The following is an 18,144-nucleotide window of genomic DNA, read 5'->3' as shown; positions in this document are numbered from 1 at the left end:
TATTATCTTAATCGTAAGACAAATTCGGCGTATTACACGTCGACTACTGCACATTTTCATTAAAATGTTACTTATCTGTTACTCAGCCCGAAATTCCTACTTTGACCGTGACCATGCTCACAACTTCAAGTACCATTGTCGGCCATTTTCGCCATGCGAATCATGGCCTACACTGTAGTTCTCATCTGGGGCCTGTAGTTTCGAATTAAGTCAGCTTTAACCAGAGGTTTCTCTCCCTATGTCATACGCCATCGGACAACGTTGGATCAGCGATACTGAAAGTGATCTTGGTCTAGGTACTGTCGTCGCCATTGACGCACGCACCGTGACCCTCATGTTTCCGGCCAGCGAAGAAAACCGCTTATACGCCAGCAGTGATGCACCCATTACCCGTGTGATGTTCAATGTGGGTGACGCCATTGAAAGCCACGAAGGTTGGTCGCTAAACGTTGAACAGGTCACTGAGCAACAAGGTGTACTTACGTATATCGGTACCCGTACTGACACCGGTGAAGAAAACGTGCAACTGCGCGAAATTCTGCTCAATCACCACATCCGATTTAATAAACCTCAAGATAAACTGTTCGCTGGTCAAATAGACCGGATGGATCGCTTTGCACTTCGCTATCGCGCATTGAAAAACCAATATGAGCAACACAAGAGCCCAATGCGTGGCCTGTGTGGTATGCGTGCAGGCTTGATACCGCACCAGCTTTTCATTGCACATGAAGTGGGTCGTCGTCACGCACCGCGCGTTTTACTTGCCGATGAAGTAGGCCTAGGTAAAACCATCGAAGCGGGCATGATCATCCACCAGCAAGTGTTGTCAGGTCGAGCTTCTCGTATTCTGGTGGTTGTGCCTGAAACATTGCAGCACCAATGGTTGGTTGAAATGCTTCGTCGCTTCAACCTACATTTTTCTGTGTTTGACGAAGAGCGCTGTATTGAAGCCTTTGCCGACGCTGACAACCCATTTGATACCGCGCAATTGGTGCTGTGCTCATTAGATTTCCTTCGCAAGAGCCGTAAACGCGCTGAACAAGCCGCAGAAGGTGAATGGGATCTGTTAGTGGTTGATGAAGCGCATCACCTTGAGTGGAGCGAAGCAAAACCAAGCCGCGAATACCAAGTGATCGAAGGCATTGCTGAAAACACGCCTGGCGTACTGCTGCTTACTGCAACGCCTGAACAATTGGGCCATGAAAGCCACTTTGCACGTCTTCGCCTACTCGACCCTGATCGCTTTTACGATTACCAAGCGTTCGTCGACGAAGAGCGCCAATATGCGCCTGTTGCGGATGCGGTAAGCCAATTGTTGTCTACTGATGCCTTGAGCAATGACGCGAAAAACAGCATCACTGAATTGCTGTCTGAACAAGATGTTGAACCCTTGCTGCGCATCATTGAAGCCGGCGATGTGGAAGACCAACAACGCCGCGATGCCCGTAACGAATTGATTGACAACCTCATGGACCGTCACGGTACCGGACGCGTTTTGTTCCGTAACACCCGTGCTGCGATCCAAGGTTTCCCTGAACGCCATTTGAACGTGTACCCATTGGCATTACCAAGCCAATACCAAACTGCAATGCGCGTAGCAGGCATGATGGGCGGCAGCCAAAGCATTGAACAAAAAGCCGTGCAATGGTTGTACCCAGAAGATATCTACCAACAATTCGAAGGCGAAAATGCCAGCTGGTGGGGCTTCGACCCGCGTATCGATTGGTTACTAGATTTACTTAAATCGAACCGCAACGAAAAAGTACTGGTGATTTGTTCTCGTGCGCAAACGGCGCTGTCTCTTGAACAAGCGTTGCGTGAACGTGAAGGCATCCGTGGCACGGTATTCCACGAAGGCATGTCTATTCTAGAGCGCGACAAAGCGGCAGCCTACTTCGCACAAGAAGAGAGCGGTGCGCAAGTACTGATCTGTTCAGAGATTGGCTCAGAAGGCCGTAACTTCCAGTTCGCAAACCAATTGGTCATGTTCGATTTACCGATGAACCCTGACTTGTTGGAACAACGTATCGGCCGTCTTGACCGTATTGGTCAGCAACGTGATATTGAAATTCACGTGCCTTTCATGGAAGGCACATCGCAAGCCTTGCTGGCGCGTTGGTACAACGAAGGCCTGAATGCGTTTGAAGAAACCTGTCCGACGGGTCGCGCCGTGTTTGAACATGTTCAAAGTGACCTTTTGACACTGCTAGCCAAAGGCAGCATTGATGAATCACTGGACACTTTGATTGAAACCAGTGCCGAAATGCACCACCGCTTGAAAGCCTCACTAGAGAAAGGCCGTGACCGTTTATTGGAAATGCACTCTAACGGCGGCGATGAAGCGAAAGCATTGGCTGAGAAGATTGCCTCTTTTGATGGCGATACAAACTTAGTGACGTTCGCATTGGGTCTGTTCGATACCGTAGGTTTGAACCAAGACGACAAAGGCGAGAACGCCATTGTGGTTACCCCCTCTGAGCACATGCTGGTTTCTAGCTACCCAGGACTGTCAGACGAAGGCTGCACCATAACCTTCGATCGTGAAACGGCACTGTCTCGCGAAGACATGCGCTTCATGAGCTGGGAACACCCAATGATCCAAGGCGGTATCGACTTGATACTGTCAGAAGATGTAGGGACAACCGCGGTTTCATTGTTGAAAAACAAAGCGCTACCGGTAGGTACACTGTTTTTGGAAATGCTGTTTGTTGCCGATGCGCAAGCACCGAAAAGTTCAGGTATCCATCAATTCCTACCCGCAACACCGATTCGCGTTCTATTGGATGCAAGCGGCAACAATTTGGCGGAGAAAGTGGAGTTTGAAGGCTTCCACCGTCAGCTAAGCCCTGTTAACCGTCATTTGGCGAGCAAACTGGTGTCATCCATTCAAACCCAAATCCATGGCTTGATTGAACTGGCCGACCCAATGGCGCAAAAGCAGCTCGCGACCGTGAAAGAGAATGCGGAAGTGGAAATGACACAGAAATTGCGTGCAGAGCTTGATCGCCTTCAAGCCCTAAAAGCGGTAAACCCAAACATTCGTGACGATGAGTTGGAAAGTTTGGAATCACAAATGGGCGATTTGCGTGGCTACATAAACCAAGCACAAGTTCGCCTCGACGCGCTGCGTGTCATTGTGGTTAGCCATCAATAATCAGCGCTAACGTGTAACCCGGAAACTCAAAAGGCACGGCTTCGGCTGTGCCTTCTTTTTTCTCTGTGCCCCTTTGTCTCTCTTCTCTTTCAAGCCTGTCGTGCTACACTTCCGGCCGTCCAAATATCGAGCGAAAACATGAGCGATTTTATCTACAATCCGCCAACGGAGCCTTGGCTAGATGTTATTTATCAGGATGACGACATCATTGCCATCAACAAACCAAGCGGTTTGCTGACGAACCCTGGCCGCGATCCGGCGCATTACGACAGTGCTTGGTCTCGCATTAAAACGGAATACCCAGATGCCGAATTAGTACATCGTCTCGATATGTCGACGTCAGGCTTGATCGTGTTTGGCAAACACAAAGATGCTGAGCGCCACCTAAAAGCCCAATTTCGTGAGCGCGTGACACACAAACTATACTACGCACGTGTTTGGGGTATGGTTGAGCAAGATGCGGATCGTATCGATCTGCCGTTGATCTGCGATTGGCCAAACCGTCCGTTACAAAAGGTCTGCTTCGAACACGGCAAACCGTCTGTGACCGACTACGAAGTGATTAAACGTGAGAAGAAAACCACCTTGTTGCGTTTGCTGCCGATCACTGGCCGATCACACCAGCTTCGCGTACACATGCTTTCTCTCGATCACCCTATTGTGGGCGATGATTTTTATGCCCCCCCTCACGTACTGAGGTATTCGCCAAGACTTCAACTTCATGCCGCTGAACTCGCATTTTTGCACCCAGGATCTGGCGAGCCCATGCATCTGTCTGCGCCTTGTGAATTTTACAAAAATGCACCGAGCGATACTTTGGTCACACGCGGTATCGAAGCTGACCCGAGCTTATTGAAATAACGGTGACGACCTTTTACAGTGGCGGAAAAAGGAAGTCCGCCATGGAAAAGATCGTCTTTCTCGACAGTGCCACTATCCCTGCTCATATCCACATCCCGACACCGTCGTTTGATCATCAATGGATAAGCTACCAAGAAACAGCACCCCATCAGGTTATTGAACGTCTTACTGATGCCACCATGGTGATCGTCAACAAAGTCGTTTTAGATGCAAATACGCTAAGTCAACTCCCTCACCTTAAGCTCATTGCTGTTTCAGCGACGGGTTACAACAATATTGATCTGACGTGGTGTCACGAGCACAAGCTGCCTGTGTGCAACATACGCGGCTATGCGACGCGTTCTGTTCCCGAACATGTGATGGCATTATGCTTTGCCCTTCGCCGCAACCTCACGGCGTATCATCGCGATATTGAAGACGGCGTTTGGCAACAAAAAAACCAGTTTTGCTTTTTCACGCACCCGATCGGTGACATTGCAGGCTCAACGATTGGTATTGTGGGATCAGGCAGTTTAGGACAAGGGGTTGAAGCGTTAGCAAACGCCGTTGGCATGACGGTCCTCAAAGCAGAACGCAAAGGTGCCATCGCCATCCGTGACGGCTATGTCTCGTTTAATACCCTGTTAGAGCACGCGGACATCGTCACTTTGCATTGCCCTCTCGATACCTCGACATCCAACCTCATTGGTCGAGAAGAGCTTGAACGCATGAAACCTTCAGCCATATTGATCAATACCGGACGTGGCGGGCTAGTCGACGAATTCGCACTCGTTGAAGCGCTGAAAAAAGGCGACATTGCAGGTGCGGGAGTAGACGTGTTCACGCAAGAGCCCGCATCGCTCAGCAATCCATTACTTGCCCATGCGGGTATGCCGAATCTCATTTTAACCCCCCATGTCGCTTGGGGTTCAGATTCCAGTCTCCAAACACTGGCCAACATATTGATTGAGAACCTCGATGCGTTTATCGCAGGAGCACCTCAAAACCTGGTTTGATGCAGCGCGTTCAGGATGACGTGTGAAGAAAAAACGCTCAAGGCGATAACCTTCTGAGCGTCTTTTGAAAAGGTGAGTAAGGGCTTATTTGAAGCCCTTTTCCTTTTTGATGAGATCGTAAGCCGCTTGGATTTCTTGGGCTTTTTGTTTCGCCATTTCCATCATTTCAGGGGGTAAGCCCTTCGCCACCAGTTTGTCTGGGTGATGTTCATTCATCAGCTTGCGGTGAGCACGTTTAATGTCTTGTCCGGTAGAATTTTCATCCACACCAAGGATTTTATACGCATCTTGTACCCGGTTGGCAGCATGCTCAGGTTGCCAATGTTGCTGGCTGCCACCGCCTTGACGATAAAACTTAAACGATGCTTCTTGCATGGCTAGACGCTGCTCCAACTGCTGGCGGGAAAAACCCAGTGCTGACGCAACAGTAAACAGAATCTGTCGCTCACTCGGGTGCATCGACCCATCGGCGTAGGCTGCCTGAATTTGCAATTCGAGGAAAAATTGAAGGAGATCAAAACGCCCTCCGCAGTTACGGCGAACGTCATCCAGCACCTCATCCAACGGAAAGCCGCTGTCTTTCCCTTCACGAAAGGCATCTTGTGCTTGTCGGCGGGATTCGCCTTGCAGCCCCATGCGATCCATGATTTCTGACGCTAAACGGATCTCATTTTCAGTGACCTGTCCTTTGGCTTTAGCCACATGTCCCATGACAGCAAAGGCGCCATGAAAATACGCTTGCTGGCGCTGTTGTTGACTCGCCCCACGAAATCCACCACCAAAGGCGACATTTTGTTTCGCTTTATCGAACTTATGACCTAAGAAGAGGCCTAACAATAAGCCCGGAATGTTCCCCAGCAGGAAGCCAAAGAATGCCCCCAGCACTTTCCCCCAAACCATCATCAATCTTTCTCTATTGGTTGATTTATCTTATTTGCGCCAGACATCTGGAACCTAGCAGGTGCTGTTAGACGCAATTTGCATTATCATGACCCACATTTTTCAGCAAAAATTGCTAGGACGCAGCGCAAGAGTATACCAGTGCTGTACGCCAACAACAGGATTGAGTTTTTAATGTCACTGACAGCAAGAAGTTTTTTGTCCACCATGATCTGCTTTGCCCTCTATGGACAAGCCATGGCGGAAGAGAATCCTGCCGCACAGGACGGCCAAGCACCACTGGTAATCCCTACGGATACCTGTCTCGCGCCAGAATACCGCTGCCTTAATAAAAAAGAGCAAGTCGAAGACGTTAACAACGAACCTGTCACCATTGTTGCCGATCGCGCAGAAGCGAAAGCAAATGACAAGGCGATTTATAGCGGGGATGTTGTCGTGACTCAAGGTCATCGCACCATGAAGTCTGACACAGCCACCTTGCGCCAACCTGAAAATATTGTGACGGCCGAAGGCAATGTCTATTTTCACGATGGTGAAATGGCAGTCTCTGGCAAGTCGCTGCAAAGTAACTTAGATACCGAAGACACCACGCTGCTCGATGCTGAATACCAAATGATGTGTGAGCCGGGACGCGGGCAAGCGAAACGCGTTTTTAAAAATGGCACCACGTTTTATGAACTCGAAGACGGAACCTACACCACGTGCCCTGATAACGATGACAGCTGGCGTTTCAGTGCGGGCAAAATAGAAAAAGAAGACGGTGATATCTTTGCCGACCTCTACCATGCGCGTTTCGAAGTGCTCGATACGCCTGTTTTCTATCTTCCGTACCTTCGCGTACCGGTGGAAGATGGTCGACTGACCGGCTTTTTATATCCATCAATTACTTGGAATGATAATGATGGGGTTGAACTTTCAACGCCATTTTATTGGAACATTCACCCACAAACGGACATGGTTATTACGCCAAAATACATGTCAAATCGTGGCACCTTTTTAACGATTGAGCCGCGCTACCTAACAGAAGTCGGCAAAGGCTCAATGGTCATTGAGTACATGGGCCAAGATGATCTCTATACCGATTACTCAAAAAGCTGGGGATTTAACTGGCAACATGCGGGTATTCAAAATCATTGGAAGTATGACGTTGATTACAGCAAGGTCAGCGACATCAATTATTTTACGCGCCATACCGATTCTCGTGTTGGTAACCGTGAAGATAACACCTTGCTACAAACCGGCAGTGTGTCTTACCGTGAAGAGAACTGGAACAGCACGCTGAATGTTCGAAACTTCCAGGCGCTGAGTGACAACGCCTCGGTATACCGCCTGCTGCCCCAGCTCGTTTTTAACTACTACCGTCCTGAGATGGGTTATGGTTTAGATTTTTCTATGCCCAGCCAAATAAGCAAGTTTGCTACAGACGATGACAGCAAACCCGATTCGACACGTATTAACGTAGAGCCAACACTGACTCTGCCTTACACCTTGCCATGGCTAACAGCAACCGCCGAAGGTAAGGTGTTTTATACCTATTACGATCAAACCAACATTGATGGTGTACAAGGGGTAAATGGCGAAACGCTGGAATCAACGGTGTCTCGCGTGGTGCCGATGGCAAGATTGCACAGCGTAGTGACCTTAGAGCGTGATACTTCTATTTTGGGAAGTGATTACACCCAAACGTTGGAGCCTCAAGTCCAATACCTTTACATCAAAGACGTTGATCAAAGTGGTATCTACAACCCAGTAAATTATTCGGGGGGTGGCTATGACACGGCCCGACTGCAAACGGACTACTACGGCCTATTTCGCGCGAATCAGTTCAGCAGTGTGGATTACATCAACCCTGCGAACCAATTTACTATTGGTGCTGCCTCTCGCTTCTTTGATGATAGGTACAAAGAGCGTTTCAACATTGCCTTTGGCCAAATTTACTACCTTGATAGAAAAAATAGCGAGACTGATAATTCTATCAACTACTCAGCATGGGCGGTGGAGACCGAGCTTAACGTTGATGATAAGTGGTTTGTTCGCGGTTCTGTGGAATATGACAGCAATATCGAAAGCTTGCAGTTTGGTAATGCAACCGTGGAATATCGTGGAGGGGGCTTCTTCGCTCAAACCAGCTATCGCTATGTCTCAAAAGACTATATTTCCAGCACCATCGGCTCTGGAAATTTAGACTTGATTACAGAAGACGGTATTTCTCAAGCCGGTATTGTGACTGGCTTTCCCCTCGGAAAAGGGGTGAGCTTTAGAGGTCAATACTTCCAAGACCTGACGCAAAATATCATGCTTGAAAACCAATTTGGTTTTACTTACCGCTCCGATTGTTGGGTGATAGGCCTGAGCTACAACGAATACCTGCTGTCACGCAGTAATATCAACAACGATGCGAGATATGACAACAGTATTGCTCTGTCATTCAGTCTCCTTGGTTTGGGCGACGGCGCTAGCTTTGGCTACCGTACCGCAAGCGGCAATGCATTGGGATATCGCAGCCCGTTCGGATTGAAAAATTAATGACGACATCTTTGGAAAAGCAAATGAAAAAATGGACGAAAGCTTTACTGGCCGTTGCTATCTCTGCCAGTTCGTTATCTGTGTCGGCTGCTCCGGCGGAACTTGATCGCGTCATTACCGTGGTCAACGAAGGGGTTATTCTTTCTAGCGACATTGATACGCTAAAGAAAACAGTATCCCTAAACGCGAAAGCAGAAAATTTACCGCCAGAAGATGTGCTCGAACAGCAGATCCTTGACCAACTGATTTTGGAAGAACTCCAGCTTCAAGAAGCAAAACGCCTTGGTATTCGCATTGACGATTCTCGTTTAGAGCAAGCCATTGATGGCATCGCAAAAGACAAAAACACCTCGGTAAAACAGCTTCGTAGCGAACTAAAAGCCAACGGCATTTCTTGGGCGCAGTATCGCGACCAAATTCGTCGTGAGATGACCATCAGCGAAGCGCGAAATGCACAGGTTCGTCGTCGCATCAGCATCTTGCCGCAAGAAGTGGAATCGTTGGCGACGCAACTCAACGCCAAGAACCTTGAGAAAGTCGAGTACCGCCTCAGCCATATCCAACTTCGTCTCGATGAGGACGCAGATAAAGCAGAACGCGATAGCGTCTCTGACAACGCTGATGAGATCGTGACAGAGCTAAAAACAGGCCGTGACTTTGCCGCCCTTGCCCTCGCCAACTCAAAAGGCCCTAAAGCCCTAGACGGTGGTGATTGGGGATGGATGCGCTTGGAAGAAATGCCCACCATTTTTGCTGACCACATCGGTAACAATGGCAAAGGGGCCATCATCGGTCCTTTCCGAAGCGGTGCGGGTTACCACGTCCTCAAAATTACGGATGTAAAAGGCCTAGAATCGGTGGCTGTTACTGAAGTAAAAGCGCGTCATATTCTGATTAAACCATCGATTGTATTGAGTGATGAAGGTGCGCAGCGCCAATTGAAATTGCTCACCCAGCAGATCAATGACGGTGACAAAACGTTCGAAGAACTTGCAGAGCAATACAGCGCAGATTCAGGCTCAGCGGTAAAAGGTGGCGACTTAGGTTGGCAAACCACTGAGATTTATGTCCCTGAGTTTAAAGATACCGTTGATACGCTCTCTGAAGGCGTCATCAGCGAACCGTTTAAAACCGTTCATGGTTGGCACATTGTTGAAGTTCTTGACCGTCGCCAAGCCGATCGAACAGATGCTGCAATGCAAAACCGCGCATACCGTATGCTCCTAAATCGTAAGTTCAATGAAGAAGCACAAGCATGGCTCCAAGAGCTTCGCGCCGGTGCTTATGTTGAACAGGTGGGTGATGAAAATGACGACAGCTAATCCACAACGTATTGCCATCACGCCGGGAGAACCTGCAGGCATTGGTCCAGATTTGGTGTTGGCACTTGCACATGACGAATGGGCGCATGAGTTAGTCATTTGCGGAAACAAAGACATGCTTGCTCAGCGTGCCAAGCTATTGGGTCTCGACGTCACTTTGGTGGACTACAACCCAGATGCTGCACCGAAAGCACACACGCCGGGCACGCTCGTTGTGTGCGATGAGCCATTGGATGCAGAGGTTATTGCAGGCCAGCTCAATGAAGCGAACGGAAAGTATGTGCTAAACACATTAAGCCGTGCGGCTGAAGGCAATATGCAAGGCGAGTTTGCTGCCGTGGTGACTGGCCCTGTCCACAAGGGCGTGATTAATCGCTCTGGGGTTTCGTTCAGCGGGCACACGGAATTTTTCCAACACCAAGCCAATGTGCCGCAAGTAGTGATGATGCTTGCCACAGAAGGATTGCGTGTTGCGCTGGTAACAACGCATATCCCTCTTGCATATGTGTCAAAAGCCATTACCGAAGAGCGCCTTTTTCAAGTCATCCACATATTGCATGATGATTTGAAATCTAAGTTCGGTATTGAAGAGCCGAAAATCTATGTGTGTGGTTTAAATCCACACGCTGGTGAAGACGGTTGTTTGGGCAGAGAAGAGATCGAAGTGATTGAACCTGCTCTCGAAAAGTTACGAGAACAAGGGATGAACCTGGTAGGTCCATTGCCCGCGGATACCCTTTTCCAAGACAAGTACCTGAAAGAAGCGGATGCCGTGTTAGCGATGTATCACGATCAGGGCCTGCCTGTGTTAAAATTTAAAGGATTTGGTAAGTCAGTCAACATTACACTTGGACTGCCTTTTATCCGAACTTCTGTAGATCATGGTACCGCATTGGATTTAGCGGGTACCGGAACGGCGGATACTGGAAGCCTGCGGACAGCGCTCTCCCACGCCCTTGAATTAGTAGATAAGAAAGCATGAGCGATAACGTCCACTTAGGTCACCGCGCCCGTAAGCGCTTCGGCCAGAACTTCCTAAACGACCCGTACATCATTGACGGCATCGTATCAGCCATCAACCCTCAGCCAGGTGAAAACTTGGTAGAAATCGGTCCCGGCCTCGGTGCACTGACTGAGCCTGTTGCGAAAGAAGTCGACAAACTCAGCGTGGTTGAGCTTGATCGCGATCTGGCCGAACGTCTGCGCCACCACCCTGTGTTGTCAAAGAAATTGACGATTTATGAGGGTGATGCCATGAAGTTCGACTTCACAGCGCTGTCTTCACCAGAAAACCCACTGCGTATTTTCGGCAACCTGCCGTACAACGTATCAACGCCATTGATGTTCCACCTTTTCACTTTCGCAGGCGCTGTGAAAGACATGCACTTTATGCTGCAAAAAGAAGTGGTTAACCGTCTGGCGGCGGGTCCAGGTAGTAAAGCATATGGTCGTTTGACCGTGATGGCACAATACTACTGCAAAGTTGTTCCGGTGTTAGAAGTTCCACCAGAGGCATTTACACCTGCCCCTAAAGTGGATTCAGCCGTCGTTCGACTGATGCCGCATAAAGAACTTCCGCATCCAGCAACCAATTTAAAATGGTTAGAACGAGTATGTCGTGAAGGCTTCAACCAACGCCGTAAAACAGTTCGTAACTGCTTTAAGGCTTTGATGGACGTCGATACGCTCGTGGCATTAGGCATTGACCCAACAACGCGCCCAGAGAACCTCACTCTGGCTCAGTTTGTTGCCATGGCGAACTGGTTGGACGCAAACCACCAACAATAATAAAAAGGACACATTACAGGGATGGTAAATAACAATTTCACGGTTCGCGTGCTCACGCACTATGTTGAAGAGCAATCTGAACCGGATAATAAACGTTATGTGTTCTCATACACGGTCACGATTGAAAACAATGGTGGCCGTGATGCGCAGCTTTTACGTCGTAAATGGTTAGTCACAGACGCGAATGAGAAGAAATTGGTGATTGAAGGGGAAGGTGTTGTTGGCGAGCAACCTGTGATTGTCGCGGGTGATCAATACACTTATACCAGCGGCACTGTCATTGAAACTCCTGTTGGTGTAATGCAAGGTCATTACTCCATGCAGTTTGACGATGATGAGACACCGTTCACCATCGACATCGCACCTTTCCGTCTAGCCCTGCCAAATATCCTTCACTAGGAGTTTTCTTGGCTACCTATCTTGTTGGCGATATTCAAGGTTGCTATTCCGATTTTCGCAACCTACTTGATATCGCCAAATTTGATCCTAACATCGATCATCTTTACATCGCCGGCGATCTTGTCGCGCGAGGCCCTGATTCACTTGCAGTACTTCGTTTTGTTCACGGCCTTGGCGAACACGGACACGCCGTTTTAGGAAATCATGATCTACACCTTCTTGCTGTTTCAGAAGGGATCATGAAGGTCAAAGCAAAAGACAAAACACTGCCCATACTCGAAGCGCCTGATAGCAACATACTGCTTACATGGCTGCGTCAGCAACCTCTGCTAATCCACAAAGCGTTAGATAATGGCACTGCACCAGGCTTTGTCATGACACACGCTGGCGTGCCGCCCGTTTGGGATCTCGCCAAAGCAAAAAAGCACGCCCAAGACGTGGAGGCCGTTTTACGCAGCGATCGCTATCTATGGCTTTTACAAAACATGTATGCGAATGAGCCCTCTGTATGGTCTAAATCCTTAGAAGGTATCGAACGACTTCGCTACACCATTAATGCATTTACCCGCATGCGCTTTCTCACCCCAGAAGGCGGCTTGGACATGGCGTGTAAACTCCCACCCGACAAGATACAAGACAACTCACTCATGCCTTGGTTTGATGTTGAACGCAATAAACCCATGAAAGAGACGATGGTGTTTGGTCATTGGGCAGCATTGAATGGTGTGTTTCAAGAGAATGTCTTAGGGCTAGATACGGGGTGTGTCTGGGGCGGTTCGCTGACGATGGTGCGTTGGGAAGATGGGCAAAGATTTACTCTTCCTTGCCCAATACATGCTCACTAAAATCTAAACCAAAGATCGACTTATCTATCGAGTACAACAAATTCCATGTTGTACTTGTTCTTCTCATCCGCAGCGTAATGCTCAGAGTGACTGACTTTCCATTCCTCTCCCCAAGCAGGAAAACAGGTATCGCCCTCAATATCCGCATCGATAAACGTCAAATACAGGCGATCAGCCTTAGGAAGTGACGCATCATAAATCGTCCCACCCCCGATGATCACAGCCTCTTCCACACCTTTAACCAAGGTCAGTGCTTGCTCGATGCTGGTCACGCTTTCAACGCCTTCCGCCATCCATTCACTGTTACGGCTAATGATGATATTCCGACGTCCTGGTAGCGGTCTACCGATAGATTCATACGTTTTTCGCCCCATGATCACAGGCTTTCCCAAGGTGTTGCGTTTGAACCACCCAAAGTCGGCAGGCAGGTGCCATGGCATCGTGTTGTCTTTACCAATGATTCTATTTTTTGCCATCGCTGCGATCATGCTGATTTTCATCGTGAACGGATTTCCTTTGTCATTGAGCGTCGTATTTTATTCAGAGATCACTATGCTACACCACGGATTTTCTGCGGTAAAACAAGAGTCCTGGCATTGCTAGACCGATCGCTAACGCCGCGATAATAAACAGTGCCTTAATGCCATTATTCATCATGCTCGCCCAGAGTGCATCACTGAATCCCAAGCTATTAATTTCCACTAATGCAATCATGGCTTTGAACGCAAACACCCCCGGAACCATCGGGATAATGGCAGCAACCGTAAACACTTTAGGGTGCGCCATAAAACGTTGAGACCAATACACCCCCACCATACCCACTAGGGTTGCTGCACATAATGTCGCCCATTCAATCGGCACACCGTAGTGCATCAAAAGATATCGACTACCGTGCCCAAGCGCACCACCAATCGCGCAATATTTCAGGGCCTTCACAGGCACATTAAACACCAAGGCAAATCCAACAGCGGGAACCGCTGCAAACAACATGTCATGAAGGAGACCAAGTAGCAGTGTCATAGCCATCCCCAAATGCCTGTCACATTCATCGCACCGACAATGCCAAGGCTTGTGGCGAGGGTTAACAAGCTCGCCATCACCCAACGGGCAATGCCCATATTGACGTACCCTTTTACCATGTCAGACACCGCGTTAATCAGTGGGAAGCCGGGTACCAACATCAGTACTGACGATGCCATGGCAAGGTAAGGCTGATTGCCGATGCTCATCATGGCGCCAATGCTCGATATGAGCGTTGTCACAAAGGCCGTGACACCAAAATTTAGCAAAGGGTTGAATTGACGATGACCAATTTCCTGACGCACAACCATGCCGATGAACGAAGCAACAAATGTTAGGGAAAACACCGACCAATCACCACCAGATAAGCGGCTGAAACTCGCACATGAAAAGCCGATGACAACGGCCACAAGCCAGCGGTTATAACGCTGAGGGGAAATACGATTTAAGCGCGTCTTTACACCATCTTTATCAAGTAGGTGTTTTTCCGTCATGATCAAAATACGCTGGATCTCCGTGATCACCCGCATGTTGATCCCACGATCAGGGCAACGGCGTGCCGTCGTAATACAGTGATCATCGTGTATCGTGGTGATCACCATCGAACTGGCCGACAACGATATTTCAACACTGTCCAATCCCAGCGCCTCACCCAAGCGACAACAAATGTCGCTCACCAAACGGCTTTCCGCACCGTGTTGAAGCAACATTTGGCCAGCTTGGCTCACCAAGCGGGAAACGTTCCGCTGCGCCTCTTCATCCATTCCACTTGTTCCTTGCGCCATGGTCACTCCCTCGTAGATATTAACCACAATGTGATGAACTTCGGTTTTACGTGAATTCTGTTCGGTTTACTTTGATTTGGGCGAAAAAAAACCGCCTCTTAGGGCGGTTTCTTATTGGGGTATGATTATGGGCGGTAGATGATTTCTACATCGTAGTCATCTTCGTTCCAATCATCCCAATCGTCGTCATCGTCGTCACTAGACTCAGCATTTTGCTTCTTAAGCTGCTCTTCGTGGTAATCGTCCCACTTGAACTCAACCTTACCTTCCTCTTGGGTTTCTTCAACCAACTGAGATGGCATTGAGTCGATAAGTTCCATCAAGTCAAAGGTAAGTTGCTGTGTATTGTTACGATTGATCGCTGAAATCATATAGTAAGGTTCATCCCAACCTAATGCTTCCAGCACACGTTCTACCTGAGCTTGCGCGTCTTCTTCAGACATCAAGTCCATTTTATTAAAGACAATCCAACGAGGCTTATCAGCGAGCTTTTCGCTATAGCGTTGAAGTTCTTCAATAATAGTAAACGCATTGTCGACAGGATCTGATTCGTCAACTGGCATCAGATCAATCATGTGCAACAGCACACGACAACGCTCAAGGTGTTTCAAGAATCGAATACCGAGACCCGCACCTTCAGCCGCACCTTCAATAAGGCCAGGAATGTCAGCAACAACAAAGCTCTTGTTGTCTGCAACACGCACCACACCTAGGCTTGGCACCAATGTTGTGAACGGGTAATCCGCCACTTTTGGTTTTGCTGCAGAGACCGCGCGAATGAAGGTCGATTTACCCGCATTAGGCAGACCAAGCATACCAACGTCCGCAAGAAGCAAAAGTTCAAGGCGTAAGTGGCGCAATTCGCCTTTTGTACCCATAGACTTTTGACGAGGCGCGCGGTTTACAGAAGATTTGAATCGGGTGTTACCCAATCCATGCCAACCGCCTTTTGCCACCATGATCTTCATACCATGTTGAGTCAGGTCGGCAATCACTTCACCGGTGTCTTCGTCTACAGCACGTGTTCCAACAGGCACGCTTAGTACCAAGTCGTCACCACGCTTACCTGTACAGTTACCACCTCGGCCGTTTTCGCCACGAACCGCGGCATGAAAACGCTCAAAGCGATAGTCAATCAGGGTGTTCAGGTTTTCATCAGCCAGCAAATATACATCGCCGCCGTCACCACCATCACCACCGTCAGGACCGCCTTTTGGCACGTACTTTTCGCGACGGAAACTGATGGTACCGTTACCACCGTCTCCCGCTTCTACGCGGATCACCGCTTCATCTACAAATTTCATCTTAATTCTCCATACCCTACGTCACCCAGACATGCTCAGGTAAAACACGCCTCAAGGGTTAACGTTGGCGATATAGCAGCAACCCTGATAGAGCAACTTTGGGTTAATGATCCTTATGATCTTAGGATCAAAAACCGTTAAGCGATCTTTTACGCCATGAATAGTTCACAGACTTAAACAGTCGTGGCATTACTGACGCATACGTGACGGTTAATCCTCACGTAAACATGTTCACGTTTTCACGAAAACAGCTGCGCTATCGCCTTTAAGGGCGATATACCCAAGTGACTTTAAGCTGAAAATTCAGCAGGTTAAAGTCACTTGGGTACACAACAAAAAGCCCCGCCTAAAGGCAGGGCTTCTAAATTAGAATCGAGTGCTATTATTCAGCTTCGATGCTAACGAATTTACGGTTCTTAGGACCTTTAACTTCAAATTTTACTTTGCCATCAGACAGAGCAAAAAGAGTGTGGTCTTTACCGCAACCAACGTTAGTGCCTGCGTGGAACTTAGTACCACGTTGACGAACGATGATGTTACCTGCTAGTACAGATTCGCCACCAAAGCGCTTAACACCAAGGCGTTTACTTTCTGAGTCACGGCCGTTACGAGTAGAACCGCCAGCTTTCTTATGTGCCATTTATCTCTTCTCCTAAATTAAGCGCTGATGCCAGTGATTTTGACTTCAGTGAACCACTGACGGTGGCCCATTTGCTTACGAGAATGCTTACGACGACGGAACTTAACGATTTTAACTTTGTCGCCACGACCGTGAGTAACTACTTCAGCAGTTACTTTACCGCCTGCTACGAATGGTGCACCAACAGCGATTTCTTCGCCATTAGCTACCAGCAGAACAGTGTCAAATTCAACAGTTGAGCCAGTCTCGATGTCTAGCTTTTCCAAGCGAAGGGTTTGACCTTCACTTACACGGTGTTGTTTACCACCACTTTGGAAAACTGCGTACATGGTTTTCTCCGCATTTCCGCACAGCCTACTGCGTTTAAAAATTGTGCAGCGAGGGGTGCATTTAATTCATCAATAGGGCGCGAATTCTACGGCAAGATTCGCTAACTGGCAAGGGGGGAATGAAAGAAAATTGGTGAAAACCTGCTCAGTGATTATTCCTTTGTTCTTTATCGCAACAGACCCTGTGTCGAGGGGCTAAATTTAGTGTAATATCATCGCAAAAATGACAGCAGCGTACTGCATTCTACCTTGGACCGGACGCATCAATGGATTTTAACACCATCCAAGCACTTACTGCCGATGACATGGCAAAAGTGGATAAAAAAATACTCGCGCAACTGAATTCTGATGTCGCACTGATTAACCAACTTGGTTTTTATATCGTCAGTGGTGGCGGGAAACGCCTGCGCCCAATGTTGGCAGTTCTTTCTGCCCGCGCGCTTGACTATCAAGGAGAGGGTCACTGCACGGCAGCCGCTTTCATTGAGTTCATTCACACCGCCACTTTGCTTCATGATGATGTTGTCGATGAGTCAGATCTTCGTCGAGGCAAAGCAACAGCCAACGCCATGTTTGGTAATGCTGCCAGCGTTTTGGTTGGTGATTACATTTATACGCGCTCTTTCCAGATGATGACGGAACTTCGATCCTTGAAGATCCTCGATCTAATGAGCCATGCGACCAATGTGATTGCTGAAGGTGAAGTTTTGCAGCTAATGAACTGCAACGATCCTGATACCACCGAAGAAAGCTACATGCAGGTTATCTACTCAAAAACTGCACGTTTGTTTGAAGCCGCGACGCAAATCGGTGCCATTTTGGCTGATGCGCCAGAAGACATCGAAAAAGCAATGCAAGATTACGGGCGCTACCTTGGCACTGCATTCCAATTGATCGACGATGTCATGGATTACACCTCTCAAGGCGACGAGATGGGTAAAAATACGGGCGATGATCTTGCGGAGGGTAAACCAACCCTGCCATTGCTTCACGCCATGGCGCACGGAGATCAAGATCAAATTGCAATGATCCGCGAAGCGATCGAGAAAGCCAATGGCCTTGATAAGCTCGAACAGATCCTTGCCTGCATGAAGCAACACGGCTCACTGGAATACACGCAGCAACGTGCAGAAGAAGAAGCAGAGAAAGCGATTCTTGCCCTCGCGCCTATTCCTGAGTCGCCCTATAAAGAAGCGCTGAAAGCCCTCGCGCATCTTGCAGTCAACCGCAAAAAATAAATTTACCCTAAACGCACTCTCCTTGAGTGCGTTTTTCT

17 protein-coding genes are annotated in these 18,144 nt (G+C 48.5%); 10 read left to right on the top strand and 7 right to left on the bottom strand.

Annotation, left to right across the window (positions count from 1 at the left end; all coding sequences use genetic code 11):
• Window positions 1–238 precede the first annotated feature (238 nt).
• The 3 genes from rapA (at window position 239) to BCT27_RS18920 (ending at window position 5,010) form a co-directional block, all read left to right on the top strand.
• Window positions 239–3,154 carry an RNA polymerase-associated protein RapA gene (rapA, locus tag BCT27_RS18930; RefSeq protein WP_102316284.1) on the top strand — a complete coding sequence of 972 codons (2,916 nt, stop codon included), beginning with the start codon at window positions 239–241 and terminating at the stop codon, window positions 3,152–3,154.
• Between the two features lie 138 nt (window positions 3,155–3,292).
• The gene (gene rluA, locus BCT27_RS18925) at window positions 3,293–4,015 is read left to right on the top strand and encodes a bifunctional tRNA pseudouridine(32) synthase/23S rRNA pseudouridine(746) synthase RluA (RefSeq protein ID WP_102396482.1); all 723 of its coding nucleotides are present in this window, start codon (window positions 3,293–3,295) and stop codon (window positions 4,013–4,015) included.
• Window positions 4,016–4,056: 41 nt separating this feature from the next.
• Complete coding sequence (locus tag BCT27_RS18920; RefSeq protein ID WP_102396481.1) at window positions 4,057–5,010, top strand: D-2-hydroxyacid dehydrogenase; 954 nt, start codon at window positions 4,057–4,059, stop codon at window positions 5,008–5,010.
• An 84-nt stretch (window positions 5,011–5,094) separates the two neighbouring features.
• Here BCT27_RS18920 and djlA read toward each other — a convergent pair whose 3' ends face one another.
• Window positions 5,095–5,913, bottom strand: coding sequence for a co-chaperone DjlA (gene djlA / locus BCT27_RS18915; protein ID WP_102316286.1), 819 nt, complete (start codon window positions 5,911–5,913; stop codon window positions 5,095–5,097).
• 171 nt (window positions 5,914–6,084) lie between these two features.
• Between djlA and lptD the strand changes: the two genes are divergently transcribed.
• The 6 genes from lptD to BCT27_RS18885 are packed head-to-tail and all read left to right on the top strand — an operon-like array spanning window position 6,085 to window position 12,790.
• The gene (lptD, locus tag BCT27_RS18910; RefSeq protein WP_102396480.1) at window positions 6,085–8,436 is read left to right on the top strand and encodes an LPS assembly protein LptD; all 2,352 of its coding nucleotides are present in this window, start codon (window positions 6,085–6,087) and stop codon (window positions 8,434–8,436) included.
• A gap of 23 nt (window positions 8,437–8,459) precedes the next feature.
• A complete protein-coding gene (gene surA / locus BCT27_RS18905) occupies window positions 8,460–9,758 on the top strand; it encodes a peptidylprolyl isomerase SurA (RefSeq protein ID WP_241905095.1) in 1,299 nt (432 codons plus the stop codon).
• Complete coding sequence (gene pdxA, locus BCT27_RS18900; protein WP_102396479.1) at window positions 9,739–10,740, top strand: 4-hydroxythreonine-4-phosphate dehydrogenase PdxA; 1,002 nt, start codon at window positions 9,739–9,741, stop codon at window positions 10,738–10,740. Before surA ends, pdxA begins: the two co-directional genes overlap by 20 nt.
• The gene (gene rsmA / locus BCT27_RS18895) at window positions 10,737–11,546 is read left to right on the top strand and encodes a 16S rRNA (adenine(1518)-N(6)/adenine(1519)-N(6))-dimethyltransferase RsmA (protein WP_102396478.1); all 810 of its coding nucleotides are present in this window, start codon (window positions 10,737–10,739) and stop codon (window positions 11,544–11,546) included. The genes pdxA and rsmA overlap by 4 nt, the downstream gene beginning before the upstream one ends.
• Before the next feature lie 21 nt (window positions 11,547–11,567).
• Window positions 11,568–11,945: a Co2+/Mg2+ efflux protein ApaG gene (apaG, locus tag BCT27_RS18890; RefSeq protein WP_017012157.1), complete on the top strand. Its 378-nt coding sequence runs from the start codon at window positions 11,568–11,570 to the stop codon at window positions 11,943–11,945.
• A gap of 8 nt (window positions 11,946–11,953) precedes the next feature.
• Window positions 11,954–12,790 carry a symmetrical bis(5'-nucleosyl)-tetraphosphatase gene (locus tag BCT27_RS18885; protein ID WP_102396477.1) on the top strand — a complete coding sequence of 279 codons (837 nt, stop codon included), beginning with the start codon at window positions 11,954–11,956 and terminating at the stop codon, window positions 12,788–12,790.
• A 20-nt stretch (window positions 12,791–12,810) separates the two neighbouring features.
• Here the strand turns inward: BCT27_RS18885 and folA are convergent, their stop codons facing one another.
• From folA to rplU, 6 genes are all read right to left on the bottom strand, one after another.
• Entirely contained in the window at window positions 12,811–13,290 is a 480-nt protein-coding gene (gene folA / locus BCT27_RS18880) for a type 3 dihydrofolate reductase (RefSeq protein WP_102396476.1), read from the bottom strand.
• Between the two features lie 55 nt (window positions 13,291–13,345).
• Window positions 13,346–13,810 (bottom strand): threonine/serine exporter family protein, encoded by a 465-nt coding sequence (locus BCT27_RS18875; protein ID WP_102316292.1) that lies wholly within the window; start codon window positions 13,808–13,810, stop codon window positions 13,346–13,348.
• Window positions 13,807–14,574: a threonine/serine exporter family protein gene (locus tag BCT27_RS18870; RefSeq protein WP_017013369.1), complete on the bottom strand. Its 768-nt coding sequence runs from the start codon at window positions 14,572–14,574 to the stop codon at window positions 13,807–13,809. The genes BCT27_RS18875 and BCT27_RS18870 overlap by 4 nt, the downstream gene beginning before the upstream one ends.
• 146 nt (window positions 14,575–14,720) lie before the next feature.
• Window positions 14,721–15,899, bottom strand: a complete 1,179-nt coding sequence (cgtA, locus tag BCT27_RS18865; protein ID WP_017012162.1) for an Obg family GTPase CgtA — start codon at window positions 15,897–15,899, stop codon at window positions 14,721–14,723.
• Window positions 15,900–16,281: 382 nt separating this feature from the next.
• Window positions 16,282–16,539 (bottom strand): 50S ribosomal protein L27, encoded by a 258-nt coding sequence (gene rpmA, locus BCT27_RS18860; RefSeq protein WP_002536479.1) that lies wholly within the window; start codon window positions 16,537–16,539, stop codon window positions 16,282–16,284.
• 17 nt (window positions 16,540–16,556) lie between these two features.
• On the bottom strand, window positions 16,557–16,868 hold the full coding sequence (gene rplU / locus BCT27_RS18855) for a 50S ribosomal protein L21 (protein ID WP_017012163.1): 312 nt from the start codon (window positions 16,866–16,868) through the stop codon (window positions 16,557–16,559).
• 266 nt (window positions 16,869–17,134) lie between these two features.
• On the opposite strand from rplU, the gene ispB reads away from it, so the two are divergent.
• Entirely contained in the window at window positions 17,135–18,106 is a 972-nt protein-coding gene (gene ispB, locus BCT27_RS18850; protein WP_102316294.1) for an octaprenyl diphosphate synthase, read from the top strand.
• Window positions 18,107–18,144: the final 38 nt, after the last annotated feature.

It is taken from the genome of Enterovibrio norvegicus, from assembly GCF_002876705.1.
GTDB classification, from domain to species: Bacteria; Pseudomonadota; Gammaproteobacteria; order Enterobacterales; family Vibrionaceae; genus Enterovibrio; species Enterovibrio norvegicus_B.
Note: the sequence above shows the minus strand (reverse complement) of the source record. Positions and strands in the feature narration are given on the sequence as shown.